The sequence below is a fragment of the Bacillus sp. CR71 genome (genome assembly GCF_003429245.1).
GTDB classification, from domain to species: Bacteria; Bacillota; Bacilli; order Bacillales; family Bacillaceae_G; genus Bacillus_A; species Bacillus_A thuringiensis_S.
In genome coordinates, this window is the sequence record NZ_CP031748.1 from 1,194,654 (window position 1) to 1,209,835 (window position 15,182).

Consider the following 15,182-nt stretch of genomic DNA (forward strand, 5'->3'; position numbering starts at 1 on the left):
GACTGAGAGAAAAAAAGGAGTGTATTTTGTATGGAAAAAAAGAGGGTCGTAATTACAGGACTAGGAGCTGTTACACCGATCGGTACAGATGTTGAAACAGCGTGGGAAAACATTAAAAAAGGTGTATCTGGAATCGGACGACTTACAAGAATTGATCCGGAACTATTTCCAGCAAAAGTAGCAGCAGAAATTAACGACTTTGAAGTCGAGAAATATATTGATAAAAAAGAAGCGCGCCGTATGGATCGCTTTACACAATATGCAGTAGCAGCAGCGAAAATGGCAGTTGCAGATGCAAAGCTTGAGATTACAGAAGAAAACGGACCTCGAATTGGTGTATGGATTGGATCTGGTATTGGCGGTATGGAGACATACGAAGAACAATTTAAGATTTTTACTGAGAAAGGTCCGCGCCGTGTGAGCCCATTCTTCGTGCCGATGATGATTCCAGATATGGCAGCAGGTCAAGTATCAATCGCAACAGGAGCGAAAGGAATTAACACTTGCTCTGTAACGGCTTGTGCATCTGGTGCAAACTCAATTGGTGATGCATTTAAAGCAATTCAGCGTGGTGATGCTGATGCAATGATAACAGGCGGAGCTGAAGCGCCGTTAACAAGTATGGCATTCGCAGGATTTAGCTCAGCGAAAGCATTAACATTTAATGAAGACCCAGCAACGGCTTGCCGTCCATTTGATAAAAACCGTAGCGGTTTCGTAATGGGTGAAGGTTCAGGTATTTTAATTCTTGAAGAATTAGAGCACGCATTAGCTCGTGGTGCTCACATTTATGCCGAAATCGCTGGTTACGGTGCAACTGGTGATGCATTCCATATTACAATGCCGGCTCCTGGTGGTGAAGGCGGCGTGCGTGCAATGCGTCAAGCTTTAGCAGATGCAGGTCTACAGCCAGAAGATATTGATTACATTAATGCGCACGGTACAAGTACGGATGCGAATGAAAAGTATGAAACGATGGCAATTAAAGAAACGTTCGGTGAGCACGCGTACAAAGTAGCAATTAGCTCAACGAAATCAATGACAGGTCACTTATTAGGAGCAGCTGGTGCTGTTGAAGCGATCTTCTCAATTAAATCAATTACAGACGGAGTAATCCCTCCAACAATTAACTATGAAACACCAGATCCAGAATGTGACTTAGATTACGTACCGAATCAAGCGAGACAACAAGAAGTAAATGCAGTATTAAGTAACTCACTAGGATTCGGTGGTCATAACGCAGTATTAGTATTTAAATCGTATAAATAATAGATGAAATAAGGAGTTTTTTCGTAGCATATTACGAAAAAACTCCTTATTTATTTTTACGTCTTTTTCTCTTGTAGCATATACATAAGAAAAAAGGAGGGATAAAGATGGGGGTTATTGAAACAGCTGAATGGCTACATTTATATTATGGACGGCCAGAAAAACTTTGTGAGAAATTTACGAAGTATATTCCGTTGCCAAAAGAAAGGTTGTATCGCTTTTTGATTTCAAAAGGGATGTATCGTCCGGTCATGCATGGGGAAAAGGAAATTAAAGAATTAGAGGAAAAGGAAATTTGGAAAGAGTTGAGCTTGGAGTATGATAAATTGAAAAATTGGTTGAAAGGTCCGGATGTCCCTGTCTTTATTTTATTATCAGATGCCTATAATCGAACTGTACAAGAAGAGTATAACGGTAGAGCTGGATTATCTATGCGTCATGTTATTTTCTTATTTGTATGTGGACGGAATTCGGTGGAAGAATTAAAGGTGTTATTGGCGCATGAATATCATCACATATGCAGGTTACATCAAATTGAGACGAAAGAAACAGAATATACATTACTTGATACGATGATTATGGAAGGGCTAGCTGAGCAAGCGGTAACGGAAAGATATTCAGAAAAAAACAATGCACCGTGGACGATGTATCTTTCAAAAGAAGAGGCTATTTATTATTGGAAAAATGTTGTACATGAAAGAATAAGTATAAAACGAGGAACAAGGGAGCACGACATCTTATTAAATGGATTTCACTCTTATCCGAAGATGCTTGGCTATGCGCTTGGATTTCATATTGTCAAAGATTGTGTAACATTGGAAGGAGAAGATACACTTTCTTTATTATCTATAGATGCAAAAGAAATATTGAATAAAGCAAATACATTTCATATATAAAAAAACAGGAGCTCTATTTCCTGTTTTTTTAGTATTAATAGAAGAAAAAATAATAATTAGAATATATTTCCTTAGGTGGAATAAAGTTAAGAAAAATTGAACATAATGATTGATACAAACAGTAGTGAAGTGAGGGGTAGTGAATGTTATATCTACATGATGTATGGGTAAATTGGTTTGAAGGTGAAGAGAATGGGTATAACGTTTGTCATTTTTACGAATGGCGGAAAGATGATACGATTGAGCTATTAGATCAAGTGCCATTATTAAAAGTAGATGCCACATTATATCATTACATCGAGGACGAATTGTTAGAGCTTCCGCAAAAATTGTTGGAAGACGTACATCATAAGGCTTATATTCGTAAAAATCATGAACGTTTGCAGCAAGAGTATTGCTTTGTTGTTACAGATGGAAAAGGAATTATTGCGATTGATACAATTGGTTACAATGTACCTATTCGTAAAAGCAGACTTATACCACGGCAAGAGCAGATGGTATATGAGATGGTAGAAAACGTACAAGCAGAAAAGTATGAGTTCCAAGTAGAAGAAACAGAAAAAGAACACCACATTTTATCACCATCGCCTTTCATTATGAATGGCTTGACTCGTAAAGAAAGACAACTAAAACAATTATTATTTATGGCGTTAGATCAATTACATACAACGAAAAATACAGCGGAAATTCGCTATTGGTACACAGAGTGGGATCCGTCAGCATATGGAACGGTCCAACATATGGAATTTGAAGATATTTGGGCAAGACTATATGATGAAGCGAAATCAGGCTGGTCTGAGAAGCACGAACAATTATGCGAGCGCCTTGTAAAAGGACAGCCGTTTTTTGAAAAGTTATGGGAAATGGAAAATGAGCAAAAGGTAAATTAAAAAACCGCCAATTGGCGGTTTTTTAATTTGGTGAAATCCAGCTCCAGCGGCAAGAATGTTCGGTGGCTTCGCGCCTTCCTGCGAGGCAAAAAGCGCCTTTACGTCAGGAGCTCCATCCCCCTCACATTCTAAACGAGCCGCTTCCACTTTATATGTAATTTAGCTCCGGCTCCTAGCCCTTCGCGTCTAAGAACCTTCCCCACGAGAAGGTAAAAAGCACCTTCTGTGGGAAAGAACTTTAGCCGTCAGGGCTAAGCAGTCGCCTCCGCTTTTTATGTTACCTACGTTTTCTGCTTAGTCCCATTGCGTTTTCTACTTTGCGTAGTTGTTTGAATGCAACGCGGTTTGCTTTTTCGGCACCTTTGTCTAGAATTTCGTCTAGTTCTGGGGAGCTGATTAGTTCGTTATATTTGTCTTGGATTGGGCGAATTGCTTCTACGACTACTTGTGCTAAGTCGCCTTTGAAGTCGCCGTATCCTTTTCCTTCGTACATTGCTTCTATCTCTTCAACTGTTTTTCCTGAGAATGAAGAGTAAATTGTTAATAGGTTAGAGATTCCAGGTTTATTTTCTTTATCGAATTTCACGATACCTTCTGAATCTGTTACAGCACTTTTAATTTTCTTTTCAATTGTTTTTGGTTCATCAAGCATACTGATCATTGATTTTGGATTCGGATCAGATTTACTCATTTTTTTCGTAGGTTCGGTTAATGACATAACGCGAGCTCCTACTTTTGGAATACGAATTTCAGGAACTATGAACACTTCACGGAAGCGTTTGTTGAAACGCTCTGCTAGATCACGTGTTAATTCCATATGTTGTTTTTGGTCATCACCAACAGGTACGATTTCTGTGTTATAAAGTAAAATATCAGCAGCCATTAATGGTGGATACGTAAGTAATCCAGCTGGAACTGAATCTCTACCTGAAGCTTTATCTTTATATTGTGTCATACGCTCTAATTCTCCAACGTAAGCAACAGATTGCATGATCCATCCTAGTTGAGCGTGTGCAGGTACTTCTGATTGTACAAATAAAGTAGCTTTTTCAGGATCGATGCCGCATGCTACATAAAGTGCAGCAAGACTACGAATGTTTTTGCGAAGTTGTATAGGATCTTGAGGTACTGTAATGGCATGTTGGTTTACAATACAGAAATAGCAATCGTGTTCGTTTTGAAGCTCTGTAAATTGCTTCATAGCCCCTAAATAGTTTCCAAGTGTAATCGTTCCGCTTGGCTGAATACCAGAAAAGATAACTGACATAATTATTTCCTCCTAAATTTGAATGCGTGATAGGGAAGAGAAGGCAAACAAAAAAGCCCATTCATCCCAAAAAACTATAGGGACGAATGGACCGCGGTACCACCCTAATTATTTCACTACTGTGAAATCTCTCTAATCCATAGTAACGTCTGGATATAACGCCAAGGCCTACTACTTTCGGTTCGGTTTGGTGCTCAAAAGCCCATTCCATACTGTACAATTACTTGTTCACACCGACCACAAGCTCTCTGAAATTGCATCAATATGTACTCTTCTTTATCATCGCATACATATAAATTTATTTATTGTTACTTGAGCTCTTTTAATATGAAAGAACTAAAGTTTTATAACAAAATGTTTTGCTGATTATTATATCATATGGGATAGTGTTTGCAAACTACATCAAAATAGTAAAGCTAATGAGGGTCGAGAACAACCCAAGAACGATACCTGTAATACAAATTGGATATGTCCATTTGAATGAATATGTTTTATAAATACGTTCTTTCTTATCTGTAGGTTCCTCGACTTCTTCAATTAAAGAGTCAATCTTTTTGTTCGTGCCAAATACTCTCTGGAAAGCGTAAAGAGTTACATTGAAAAATCCATTTTGAAATATGAATAAAAAACCACCTATCAGAATAAAAAATAGCGCGATATAAAACGAGATGTTGACAAAGTTCAACAAAAATTGAGATGAAATGAGGAATGCACCAATACTAGAAGCAATCATCGCTATAAAAATTAGTATACAAGTATGAAAAAAAACTTTATTCAAAATATTCCCCTCCGTCAAAATATTACTAGAATTATTATACTATAAAAGCTATAATAAGTACTAGAAATAATTTTTTGAAAATTATACACAATTAAAGGTCTGATTTTAAGATGATGGTAGCAATGTTAACGTATCCCTTTACGAAAAATTAAAAATATAAACATTTTATTAAAAATTTTAACAAAAAAACAAAAAACTATATTCACAATCGTCGTATTATATGTATAATGAAAATTGTAGAAACTTGGAGATTATTCTTTCAATTCTACTTTTTAACAAGTGAGGGTACAGGAAGTGCAATTAGGGGAGGCAACACAACATGAAGAAAAAGATACCGTTATTACTTGCATCAACTTTAACTGCAAGTATGTTGCTTGGCGCGTGTAGCTACCAAAAAGATGATGCAAAAGCAAAAGGGAAAGAGAACGCTACGAGTAGTAGTAACGGAAAACAGATTCTTAATTTAACAGAGTTATCTGAAATTCCGTCAATGAATGCATCATTAGCATCTGACTCTTCATCTTCTACAGCATTAAATAATACGATGGAAGGTTTATATCGTATTGGCAAAGATCAAAAGAGAATGCCTGGCGTTGCAGAAGATGTCGAAAAGCTAGATGATGGGAAGAAATACATATTTAAATTAAGAAAAGATGCGAAATGGTCAAATGGGGAACCTGTAACAGCTAAAGACTTTGTGTATTCATGGAAAAGAGCCGTAAATCCAGATACAAAAGCAACGTATTCGTACATTATGTTCGATATTAAAAATGCAGAGAAAATTCATAAAAAAGAATTACCTGCTGACCAATTAGGTGTAAAAGCGATTGATGATTATACATTAGAAGTGGAATTAGACAATCCCGTTCCTTACTTTATCGATTTAACAGTTTATCCAGTATTTTACCCGCTAAATGAAAACTTTGTAAAAGCACAAGGTGATAAGTTTGGTTTAGAGGCAAATACAACATTATATAACGGTCCATTCGTTATGAGTGATTGGAAACATGAACAAAGTTTCCAATTCAAGAAGAATCCTTCATATTGGGATAATAAAACGGTTAAAATCGAAGAAATCAACTTTAATATTGTAAAAAATACAGCAACTGATGTAAATTTATATGAGACAAACGCGATTGATCGTGCGGCTTTAACGTCTGAATTTGTTGATAAGTTTAGACAAAGCCCAGAGTTCCAAACAAGAAAAGAAGCAGGGGTTGCTTACTTAAGATTTAATCAAAGTAATCAGTACTTAAGTAATAAAAACTTAAGAAAAGCAATTTCAATGTCCTTTGACCGTGATAACATTGCGAAAGTTATTTTAAATAACGGTGCAATTGGAGCTTACGGATTTGTTGGAAAAGATTTCGCTGAAGGTCCGAATAAAAAAGATTTCCGAGCTGAAAATGGAAAGCTAGTTGAAACAAATCCAAAAGAAGCGAAAAAGCTTTGGGAAACAGCGAAGAAAGAGCTTGGAACTGATAAAATCGAACTAGAATTCTTAAACTTTGATAATGAAGATGCTAAAAAAGTTGGTGAATTCTTAAAAGGTGAGATAGAAAAGAACTTACCAGGTTTATCAATTAAAATTAAACAGCAACCATTCGCACAAAAAAATAAATTAGAAGATTCTCAGCAATATGATATTGCGTTTGGTATTTGGGGACCAGATTTCCCAGATCCAATCTCATATTTAGATATGTTTGTTACGAATGGTTCTCAAAATAAAACAGGGTATTCTAATCAGAAGTATGATGAGTTAATCCTAAAAGCTAAAACAGATACAAAAGATTTACAAGCTCGCTGGAACAACCTTCTAGAAGTAGAGAAGATGTTAATTAAAGAAGATGCAGTTATCACTCCAATCTTCCAAAAAGGTTCAGCGTATGTAGTAAAAGGTGCCGTAAAAGATATTATCCCAATTAACTATGGTGGTAAATTAACTTACAAATGGGCATCTGTTGAACAAAAATAATCTTTTTTTTCCATCGTTTACAAGGGTATATGCCTATGATGGGCATATGCTCTTATTTTAAAAAAATAAAAGTAAGAATATTTTAAACTATCTTATTGCTTTTGAGAAAAACGGGGAGGTGCTTGACTATGGGACGTTATGTATTAAAACGTTTCGTGTACATGGCTTTGACATTATTTTTAATTACTACACTGACTTTCTTTTTGATGAAATTACTTCCGGGTTCTCCGCTTAAAAACCAGGAGAAGCTATCACCGGCACAAAAAGAAATCATTCTTGAAAAATACGGATTAAATGATCCGGTACCAGTTCAATACGCACGTTACTTAGGTAACTTAGCAAAAGGTGATTTAGGGGTATCATTCCAATATGATAACCGCCCAGTAACAGACATGATTGTGGATCGTATTGGACCATCAGCCCAATTAGGTTTACAAGCGATTATATTAGGGACATTTATCGGTTTAATTTTAGGTATTGTTGCCGCACTTCGTAATAATACGTGGGTGGATTATAGTGCAACAGTTATTTCGGTACTCGGAATGTCGGTACCATCATTCGTATTCGCCGCATTACTACAATATTTCGTAGGGGTAAAACTTGGTTGGTTCCCGGTAGCATTCTGGAAAGGACCAGAGTTTACTGTAATGCCTACAATTGCATTATCGATGGGAGTTATCGCAACAATCGCACGTTTCTCTCGTGCAGAATTAATTGAAGTTATGCAGTCAGACTATATTTTAACAGCGAAAGCAAAAGGAATTAGTCAAGGCGTTATCATTGTAAAACACGCACTTCGTAACGCGTTAATTCCAGTTGTAACAATTTTAGGACCAATGGTTGCGGCATTAATTACAGGAACACTTGTTATCGAGCAAATTTATGCTGTACCAGGACTTGGGGAACAATTCGTTAAATCGATTACTTTAAATGACTATACAGTTATTATGGGAACTACGATTTTCTATAGTGCAATCTTCATTTTAGTTATTTTCATTGTCGATATTTTATACGGAATTATTGATCCTCGTATTCGTTTAGCGGGAGGGAAAAAATGATGAAAGATGTACAAAAATTATCTCCAGATTTATTTCAACAAGCCAATCAAAATAATGTTGATAATGAAGTCATTGCCCGTCCAAGCTTAACGTTTTGGCAAGATGTAAGAAGACGTTTGTTCCAACATAAAGGTGCGATGCTTGGCCTTGTATTATTAGTAATCATTGCGCTATTAGCGATTTTTGGACCGATGGTAAGTAAACACTCGTATAAAGAGCAAGATTTAGGTCGTGCGAAATTACCACCAAAAATTCCAGTTATTGAAAATGTTCATTGGTTACCATTTGACGGTACAGATCAATATGGTGTTGACCAATATGAAAAACGTGATATTAAAGAGTACTTCTGGTTTGGTACAGATGATCTTGGCCGTGACTTATGGACAAGAACATGGGAAGGTACACGCGTATCATTATATATCGCTCTTTTAGCAGCAGCAATTGACTTAGTAATTGGGGTTGCATACGGAGGTATTTCAGCATTCTACGGCGGTAGAGTAGATAATATTATGCAACGTATTATGGAGATTATTAACGGTATTCCATACTTAATCATCGTTATTTTAATGGTAATCATTATGGGATCTGGTATTTGGTCAATTACACTCGCGATGGCGATTACGGGTTGGATAGGGATGTCGCGGATTGTTCGTGGACAAATCCTAAAGTTAAAAAACCAAGAATATGTATTAGCATCTCGTACATTAGGTGCAACAAATACACAATTAATTGTGAAACATTTAATTCCAAACGTAATGGGACCTATTATCGTAATGACAATGTTCACAATTCCATCAGCGGTGTTTGGTGAAGCGTTCTTAAGTTTCATTGGTTTAGGAATTCAGCCACCATTCGCGTCACTTGGTTCTCTTGTAAATGATGGTTATAAATCTATTCAAACGTATCCACACATGATGTTCATCCCTGCGGTTGTCATCAGTATGTTAATTCTAGCATTCAACTTAATGGCAGATGGATTACGCGATGCGTTAGATCCAAAAATGCGTAAGTAAATGAGGAGGGAGAAGTAAAAATGAAAACATTGTTAGAGGTAAAAGATTTACAAGTCTCCTTTGATACACATGCAGGTGAAGTACAAGCAGTGCGCGGAGTTACTTTTGATTTGAAAAAAGGGGAAACATTAGCGATTGTAGGAGAGTCTGGTTCTGGGAAATCAGTTACTTCTAAAGCGCTAATGGGGTTAATCCCAAATCCTCCAGGCCGTATTAAAAATGGAGAGATTGTATTTGACGGTCGTGATTTAACGAAATTAACGGAAAAAGAAATGCAGCAAGTTCGTGGTAAAGATATCGCGATGATTTTCCAAGATCCAATGACATCATTAAATCCAACGATGACAATTGGGAATCAAATTATGGAAGGTCTTATTAAACACCAAGGGATGAGTAGAGGAGACGCACGTAAAGTTGCGTTAGAATTAATCGACCTTGTAGGTATTCCAAATCCAGAAGCACGTTTAAAACAATATCCTCACCAATTCTCAGGTGGTATGAGACAGCGTGTAGTTATTGCGATGGCGTTAGCTTGTAACCCGAAATTATTAATTGCCGATGAGCCGACAACAGCGCTAGACGTTACGATTCAGGCACAAATTTTAGAACTTATGAAAGACATTCAGCAAAAAACAGAAGCGGCAATTATTTTCATTACGCATGACTTAGGTGTAGTAGCAAACGTTGCTGACCGAGTGGCAGTTATGTATGCTGGTAAAGTTGTTGAAATTGGAACTGTAGATGAAATTTTCTATAATCCGAAACATCCATATACTTGGGGCTTAATCGCATCTATGCCAAGTTTAGATGGTTCAGAGGAAGAGTTATACGCAATTCCTGGAACGCCTCCGGATTTATTGAAGCCGCCAAAGGGTGATGCTTTTGCACCACGTAACCCACAGGCGCTGAAAATTGATTTTGAAATGGAACCGCCTTTATTTAAAGTAAGTGATACACACTATGCGGCAACTTGGTTACTTCACGAGCAAGCTCCAGAAGTAAAACCGCCGGCAGTTGTTGAAAAACGTATTCTTCAAATGAAAGCAGGTGAACAACATGACTAAACAACGTGAGAAATTAATTGAAGTAAAAAATGTAAAGCAGCACTTCGACGTGAGTGGTGGTGTTGTCAAAGCGGTTAATGATATTTCATTTGATATTTACCGCGGAGAAACATTTGGTCTTGTAGGAGAATCAGGTTGTGGTAAATCAACAACTGGAAGAACGATTATTCGTTTATATGATGCAACTGCTGGTGAAGTATTATTCGATGGTGAAAACGTACATGGTAAGAAATCACGCACAGAATTGAAGAAATTCAACCGTAAAATGCAAATGATTTTCCAAGATCCATACGCATCACTAAATCCTCGTATGACAGTAGGGGATATTATCGCAGAAGGTATTGATATTCACGGATTAGCGAAAAGTAAAAAAGAGCGCATGGACCGTGTTCATGAACTACTAAACACAGTTGGTTTAAATAAAGAGCACGCAAACCGTTTCCCACACGAATTCTCAGGTGGACAACGTCAGCGTATCGGTATCGCTCGAGCGCTTGCTGTAGAACCAGAATTTATCATTGCCGATGAGCCGATCTCAGCACTTGACGTATCGATTCAGGCGCAAGTTGTAAACTTACTGAAAAAGTTACAAAAAGAAAAAGGGTTAACATACTTATTCATTGCCCATGATTTATCGATGGTAAAATACATTAGTGACCGCATCGGCGTAATGTACCGTGGTCAAATTGTAGAACTGACAACAAGTGAAGAGTTATATGCGAATCCAGTTCATCCATATACGAAATCACTATTATCAGCAATTCCGCTACCAGATCCAGATTATGAGCGTAATCGTAAACGTATCGTATACGATCCATCGCAGCATGATTACGGTAGCGAAGTGCCAACAATGCGTGAAATTCGTCCAGGACATTTCGTACTATGTTCTGAAGCAGAGTATAAGAAATATAAAGAAATCTATCAATAAAAAAGAGCCATTCTTCCATTGCGGAAGGAGGGCTCTTTTTTCTACTATATAAAATTACTAAACTTGAACAGAAATACTCTCTTCTTGTTCTTCAGGTTTAACTAGTGCGTAACGTTCCCAAGCTCTACTTTTCCAGCGGAAGAACATAATAATGGCACGTGTCCATTCGTCGATGGCGATCGCTAGCCAAATACCCACGAGCCCCATATCTAAATGAAAGGCGAAAAAGTAACCTAGTGGTAAACTCATTAACACCATAGAAAATGCACCGATTAAAACAGGATATTTTGCATCACCAGCTGCACGAAGCGAATTAATGATGACGATGTTCATCGTACGTCCCGTTTCAAGTAGTACACTTAGTAAAAGAACACTTGCGCCTAACCTGATAATGTGCGGATTATCTGTAAACAGTCCCATTAATTGTGTACGGAATGTAATAACGAGAGCGACCATACATAAAGTTACACCAATCGCCCATTTTACACTTTTCCACAAACGTTCGTATGCTTCATCCTTTTCGCCACCACCAACAAGGCGGCCAATAATAATGGCTGTTCCCATACCAATCGCAATTGCAAATAAATAAGTGAACATGGAAATGTTAGTAGCGTATTGTCTAGCAGCTAATGATTCCGTTCCTAAGTACGTTGCGTAATAAAGGAAGACGATTTGACAAGCTTGATACATCACTTGTTCAAATGCAGATGGAATGCCGATTTTTAAAATTTTTCCAATGTATTCTTTGGATAAAGTGAAGTAATATTGTAATTTCACACGATATTCCATAACGCGATATAGTAACCAGAAGAAAACAATAAGTGCGATCAATCGACTGATAGCGGAAGAAATTGCAGCCCCTTGTACACCGAGCTCAGGGAAACCAAATTTCCCGAAAATGAGTACGTAGTTTCCAGCGATATGAATAATATTCATTCCGAGTGAAATAAACATCGCTTGCTTTGTAAAACCGTGTACACGGATAATTGCGGCTAATGAGTTAATGATAGCTTGCAGGAAGATTGCCCCTCCGACGATAGATAAGTAGTTTTGCGCATACGTTAGTACATCGCCTTGTAAGTTCATTGCGAGCATCATATGTTCCGAAAATAAAAGAAAACCAGCGCTTATAACGAGCCCAACTATTAAATTTAATGTGACGGCTAATGCTGATATTTTAGATGCTTCCATAAAGCGTCTGGAACCGAGGTATTGAGATACAACGATAGCAGCGCCGTTCCCGATGACTTCTAATACCAAAATCGCAATATGGAGATATTGATTCGCTGCACCAACCCCAGATACAGCATCGTCTGATAATGCACTTAACATGAAAGTATCAGCGATCCCCATCAACATAAAAAGAAAAACTTCTAGAAAAATAGGCCATGTTAATAAGAATAAACTTAATTTCTCTGTCGGCCCATTTTTTGCCTGAATTGCTGTCATGTCCGTCCCCTCTTTACCGATATCTATTTTTAGCAAAATGTATCGTAACATACTTTCTTATCCTTTGCACTCATTTTAGCCTATATATTTTTAATATGAAGGGCCTGCTATTTTATGTTGAAAAGGGTGGGATAATTATACATAAAATATTATAAAATATAAAATTTATTTTTCTCTGATAATTTAGAAAAATATAAAAATAATTATTTTTGGCACTTTAGTAAGGAAAATAGACAATATAAAACGTTTACAAAGATATATTTTTTAACAGAAAATTTTAATGAAATAGAAATATAAATATACAAAAAATATATTTGTGTGTATAATATGAATTATTAGAACATATATATATTTCTTTCTGTTTGAAAATGAAAGGGCTAACATTTTTTGGAGGGTGGAAGTATGAAAAAAAAGATACCAGTTTTTGTAGTATCAACAGTAGCAATGAGCATGATATTAGGGGCATGTAGCTACCAAAAAGATGAACCGCAAGCAAACGCAAAAGGGGATAGCGGGAAAAGCGGTGCGAAGCAAGTTCTTAATTTAATTGAAACACAAGAAATTCCAACGATGGACCCAGCATTATCAGCTGACGCAGTTTCTTCAAAAGTAATGAACAACACGATGGAAGGTCTATACCGCCTTGGAAAAGATGATAAGTTAGTTCCAGGTGTAGCAAAAGAATTTAAAAAGTCAGAAGACGGTAAAAAATATACATTTAAATTACGTGAAGACGCGAAATGGTCAAACGGTGAGCCTTTAACGGCGAAAGATTTTGTATACGCATGGCAAAGAGCAATCAACCCAGACACAGCTGCGAAATCAGCATACATTATGTATGATATAAAAAATGCAGAGAAAATTAATAAAAAAGAGATGAGTCCTGATCAATTAGGTGTAAAAGCAATTGATGATTACACATTAGAAGTAGAATTAGACAATTCTATTCCATATCTTGTAGATTTAATGGTATATCCAATCTTTTATCCTGTAAATGAGAAATTTGTGAAAGAGCAAGGTGCGAAGTTTGGTTTGGAAGCGAACACAACGCTTTACAACGGACCATTTACATTAAGTGATTGGCAACATGAACGCAGTTTTAAAATGACAAAGAGCTCATCATATTGGGACAATAAAGAAGTGAAGCTTGAAGAAGTAAACTTTAATATTGTAAAAGATACATCTACGCCAATTAACTTATATGAAACAAATGCAATCGATCGAGCGACGTTATTAGCAGAGTTCATCGATAAATATAAAGGAAAACCAGATTTCAAAACAGTAGAAGAGACATCTGTATTTTTCCTACGCTTAAATCAAAAAGATCCAGCTTTAGCAAATAAAAATATTCGTAAAGCAATTTCCCTTGCTTTTGATCGTAAGCCGTTCGTTGATACATTATTAAATAACGGTTCTAAGCCAGCAACAGGATTAATTCCTGATAACTTCATTAAAGGTCCGGATAAAAAGGATTTCCGTGCTGAAAATGGTGATATTGTAAAACCAAATGTGAAAGAAGCAAAAAAATATTGGGAAGCTGGTACAAAAGAGCTTGGAAAAAATGAAATTGAATTAGAGTTATTAAATGAAGATGTTGAATTATCTAAGAAAACTGGTGAATATTTAAAAGGTGAACTGGAAAAGAATTTACCAGGCTTAACAGTGAAAATTAAACAACAACCATTCGCACAAAAGTTGAAATTAGAAGATGCGGGTGATTATGTCATGTCATTCTCTGGATGGGGGGCAGACTTCCCAGATCCGATCACATATCTTGATATGTTTGTAACAGATGGGTCACAAAATAAGATGAAGTACTCTAATCCGAAATACGATGAAATCATTATGAAAGCGAAAAAAGATGGAAGCGATGTAAATGCTCGCTGGAAAAACTTACTTGAGGCAGAAAAAATGTTACTTGATGACGCTGCGATTGTTCCAGTATACCAACGTGGTAGAGCATACTTACAAAGAGAAACAATTAAAGATATGTACAACCATAAATATGGCCCTGATGTGAGCTTCAAATGGGCATCCGTAGGGAAATAAAAAAAGCAGGCTAACCACCTGCTTTTTTTAATACGTGCGTTTCTTATAAATGCCTTTTCCGCCAACTTGATTCCAGCCGGATTGTACATCCAAACTTTTGTTAACAAACTTCATTTTTTCTTTTCCGCCAAAGAGCTTTTCGCCAATGCTATTTGTAATGACACCAATCAATGCTGTTATTCCGATGATGAGGGCAGCAACCGTAATAAAATCAACAAAAAAAGCAATCATTTGCAAACTCCCCCTTTGCCTGTCTGTATGTTTATTGTATGAGATAAAAAATAAAAAAGAAAGAAATGTCAGAAAAAAATAATTTACTTTAGAAATCGTGTGGACAGGAGGGAGAATATTTGTTAAAATAAGAACAAATGTTCCTTTTCATTCTCATTTGTATAGTCTTACATTTCTTAATTGATTTATCAGGAAAAAGTAAGAAAACGTTCTCTTTTTCATAGGGAAGATTATAGATAAATAACTATATATTATATGAAAAATCTAGGGGAAATGAGTATTGAAAGGGTTGAAAGTTATTGTTCAAGTACAGAT

General features: G+C 36.5%; 13 protein-coding genes and 1 other annotated feature. Of the genes, 9 read left to right on the forward strand and 4 right to left on the reverse strand.

Translation table 11 applies throughout. The features are described 5' to 3' along the window. Nucleotides 1–30: 30 nt before the first annotated feature. From fabF to DOS87_RS06180, 3 genes are all read left to right on the forward strand, one after another. A complete protein-coding gene (fabF, locus tag DOS87_RS06170) occupies nt 31–1,269 on the forward strand; it encodes a beta-ketoacyl-ACP synthase II (protein ID WP_000412645.1) in 1,239 nt (412 codons plus the stop codon). 107 nt (nt 1,270–1,376) lie between these two features. After that, nucleotides 1,377–2,165 (forward strand): DUF2268 domain-containing putative Zn-dependent protease, encoded by a 789-nt coding sequence (locus tag DOS87_RS06175; RefSeq protein WP_000538197.1) that lies wholly within the window; start codon nt 1,377–1,379, stop codon nt 2,163–2,165. A gap of 143 nt (nt 2,166–2,308) precedes the next feature. Further along, complete coding sequence (locus DOS87_RS06180; protein WP_000966119.1) at nt 2,309–3,055, forward strand: YjbA family protein; 747 nt, start codon at nt 2,309–2,311, stop codon at nt 3,053–3,055. Between the two features lie 277 nt (nt 3,056–3,332). On the opposite strand, the gene trpS is transcribed toward DOS87_RS06180, so the two are convergent. After that, nucleotides 3,333–4,322 carry a tryptophan--tRNA ligase gene (trpS, locus tag DOS87_RS06185; protein ID WP_000110979.1) on the reverse strand — a complete coding sequence of 330 codons (990 nt, stop codon included), beginning with the start codon at nt 4,320–4,322 and terminating at the stop codon, nt 3,333–3,335. A 75-nt stretch (nt 4,323–4,397) separates the two neighbouring features. Beyond that, nucleotides 4,398–4,614: a binding site (T-box leader), on the reverse strand. 105 nt (nt 4,615–4,719) lie between these two features. After that, nucleotides 4,720–5,100, reverse strand: coding sequence for a DUF3899 domain-containing protein (locus DOS87_RS06190; RefSeq protein WP_001045002.1), 381 nt, complete (start codon nt 5,098–5,100; stop codon nt 4,720–4,722). 319 nt (nt 5,101–5,419) lie between these two features. On the opposite strand from DOS87_RS06190, the gene DOS87_RS06195 reads away from it, so the two are divergent. The 5 genes from DOS87_RS06195 (at nt 5,420) to DOS87_RS06215 (ending at nt 11,138) form a co-directional block, all read left to right on the forward strand. Then, nucleotides 5,420–7,075 (forward strand): peptide ABC transporter substrate-binding protein, encoded by a 1,656-nt coding sequence (locus tag DOS87_RS06195; protein ID WP_208730226.1) that lies wholly within the window; start codon nt 5,420–5,422, stop codon nt 7,073–7,075. Between the two features lie 128 nt (nt 7,076–7,203). Next, complete coding sequence (gene opp3b / locus DOS87_RS06200) at nt 7,204–8,133, forward strand: oligopeptide ABC transporter permease (protein ID WP_000534168.1); 930 nt, start codon at nt 7,204–7,206, stop codon at nt 8,131–8,133. Then, nucleotides 8,130–9,146, forward strand: a complete 1,017-nt coding sequence (opp3C, locus tag DOS87_RS06205) for an oligopeptide ABC transporter permease (protein WP_000974107.1) — start codon at nt 8,130–8,132, stop codon at nt 9,144–9,146. Before opp3b ends, opp3C begins: the two co-directional genes overlap by 4 nt. Before the next feature lie 20 nt (nt 9,147–9,166). Then, complete coding sequence (locus DOS87_RS06210) at nt 9,167–10,210, forward strand: ABC transporter ATP-binding protein (RefSeq protein WP_000854341.1); 1,044 nt, start codon at nt 9,167–9,169, stop codon at nt 10,208–10,210. Next, on the forward strand, nt 10,203–11,138 hold the full coding sequence (locus DOS87_RS06215) for an ABC transporter ATP-binding protein (RefSeq protein WP_000166354.1): 936 nt from the start codon (nt 10,203–10,205) through the stop codon (nt 11,136–11,138). The genes DOS87_RS06210 and DOS87_RS06215 overlap by 8 nt, the downstream gene beginning before the upstream one ends. Nucleotides 11,139–11,195: 57 nt before the next feature. Here DOS87_RS06215 and DOS87_RS06220 read toward each other — a convergent pair whose 3' ends face one another. Then, entirely contained in the window at nt 11,196–12,638 is a 1,443-nt protein-coding gene (locus DOS87_RS06220; protein ID WP_002083070.1) for an MATE family efflux transporter, read from the reverse strand. 351 nt (nt 12,639–12,989) lie between these two features. Between DOS87_RS06220 and DOS87_RS06225 the strand changes: the two genes are divergently transcribed. Then, entirely contained in the window at nt 12,990–14,636 is a 1,647-nt protein-coding gene (locus DOS87_RS06225) for a peptide ABC transporter substrate-binding protein (protein WP_000727253.1), read from the forward strand. 27 nt (nt 14,637–14,663) lie between these two features. Here DOS87_RS06225 and DOS87_RS06230 read toward each other — a convergent pair whose 3' ends face one another. Then, the gene (locus DOS87_RS06230) at nt 14,664–14,867 is read right to left on the reverse strand and encodes a hypothetical protein (protein ID WP_000559983.1); all 204 of its coding nucleotides are present in this window, start codon (nt 14,865–14,867) and stop codon (nt 14,664–14,666) included. Nucleotides 14,868–15,182 lie beyond the last annotated feature (315 nt).

Bases quoted from the DNA above. Each gene is read 5' to 3' on its own strand.
- DOS87_RS06210 (WP_000854341.1), top strand. From the start codon at position 9,167: ATGAAAACATTGTTAGAGGTAAAAGATTTACAAGTCTCCTTTGATACA.
- fabF (WP_000412645.1), top strand. From the start codon at position 31: ATGGAAAAAAAGAGGGTCGTAATTACAGGACTAGGAGCTGTTACACCG.
- trpS (WP_000110979.1), bottom strand. From the start codon at position 4,322: ATGTCAGTTATCTTTTCTGGTATTCAGCCAAGCGGAACGATTACACTT.
- DOS87_RS06215 (WP_000166354.1), top strand. From the start codon at position 10,203: ATGACTAAACAACGTGAGAAATTAATTGAAGTAAAAAATGTAAAGCAG.
- opp3b (WP_000534168.1), top strand. From the start codon at position 7,204: ATGGGACGTTATGTATTAAAACGTTTCGTGTACATGGCTTTGACATTA.
- DOS87_RS06220 (WP_002083070.1), bottom strand. From the start codon at position 12,638: ATGTTACGATACATTTTGCTAAAAATAGATATCGGTAAAGAGGGGACG.
- DOS87_RS06225 (WP_000727253.1), top strand. From the start codon at position 12,990: ATGAAAAAAAAGATACCAGTTTTTGTAGTATCAACAGTAGCAATGAGC.
- DOS87_RS06195 (WP_208730226.1), top strand. From the start codon at position 5,420: ATGAAGAAAAAGATACCGTTATTACTTGCATCAACTTTAACTGCAAGT.
- opp3C (WP_000974107.1), top strand. From the start codon at position 8,130: ATGATGAAAGATGTACAAAAATTATCTCCAGATTTATTTCAACAAGCC.
- DOS87_RS06180 (WP_000966119.1), top strand. From the start codon at position 2,309: ATGTTATATCTACATGATGTATGGGTAAATTGGTTTGAAGGTGAAGAG.
- DOS87_RS06230 (WP_000559983.1), bottom strand. From the start codon at position 14,867: ATGATTGCTTTTTTTGTTGATTTTATTACGGTTGCTGCCCTCATCATC.
- DOS87_RS06175 (WP_000538197.1), top strand. From the start codon at position 1,377: ATGGGGGTTATTGAAACAGCTGAATGGCTACATTTATATTATGGACGG.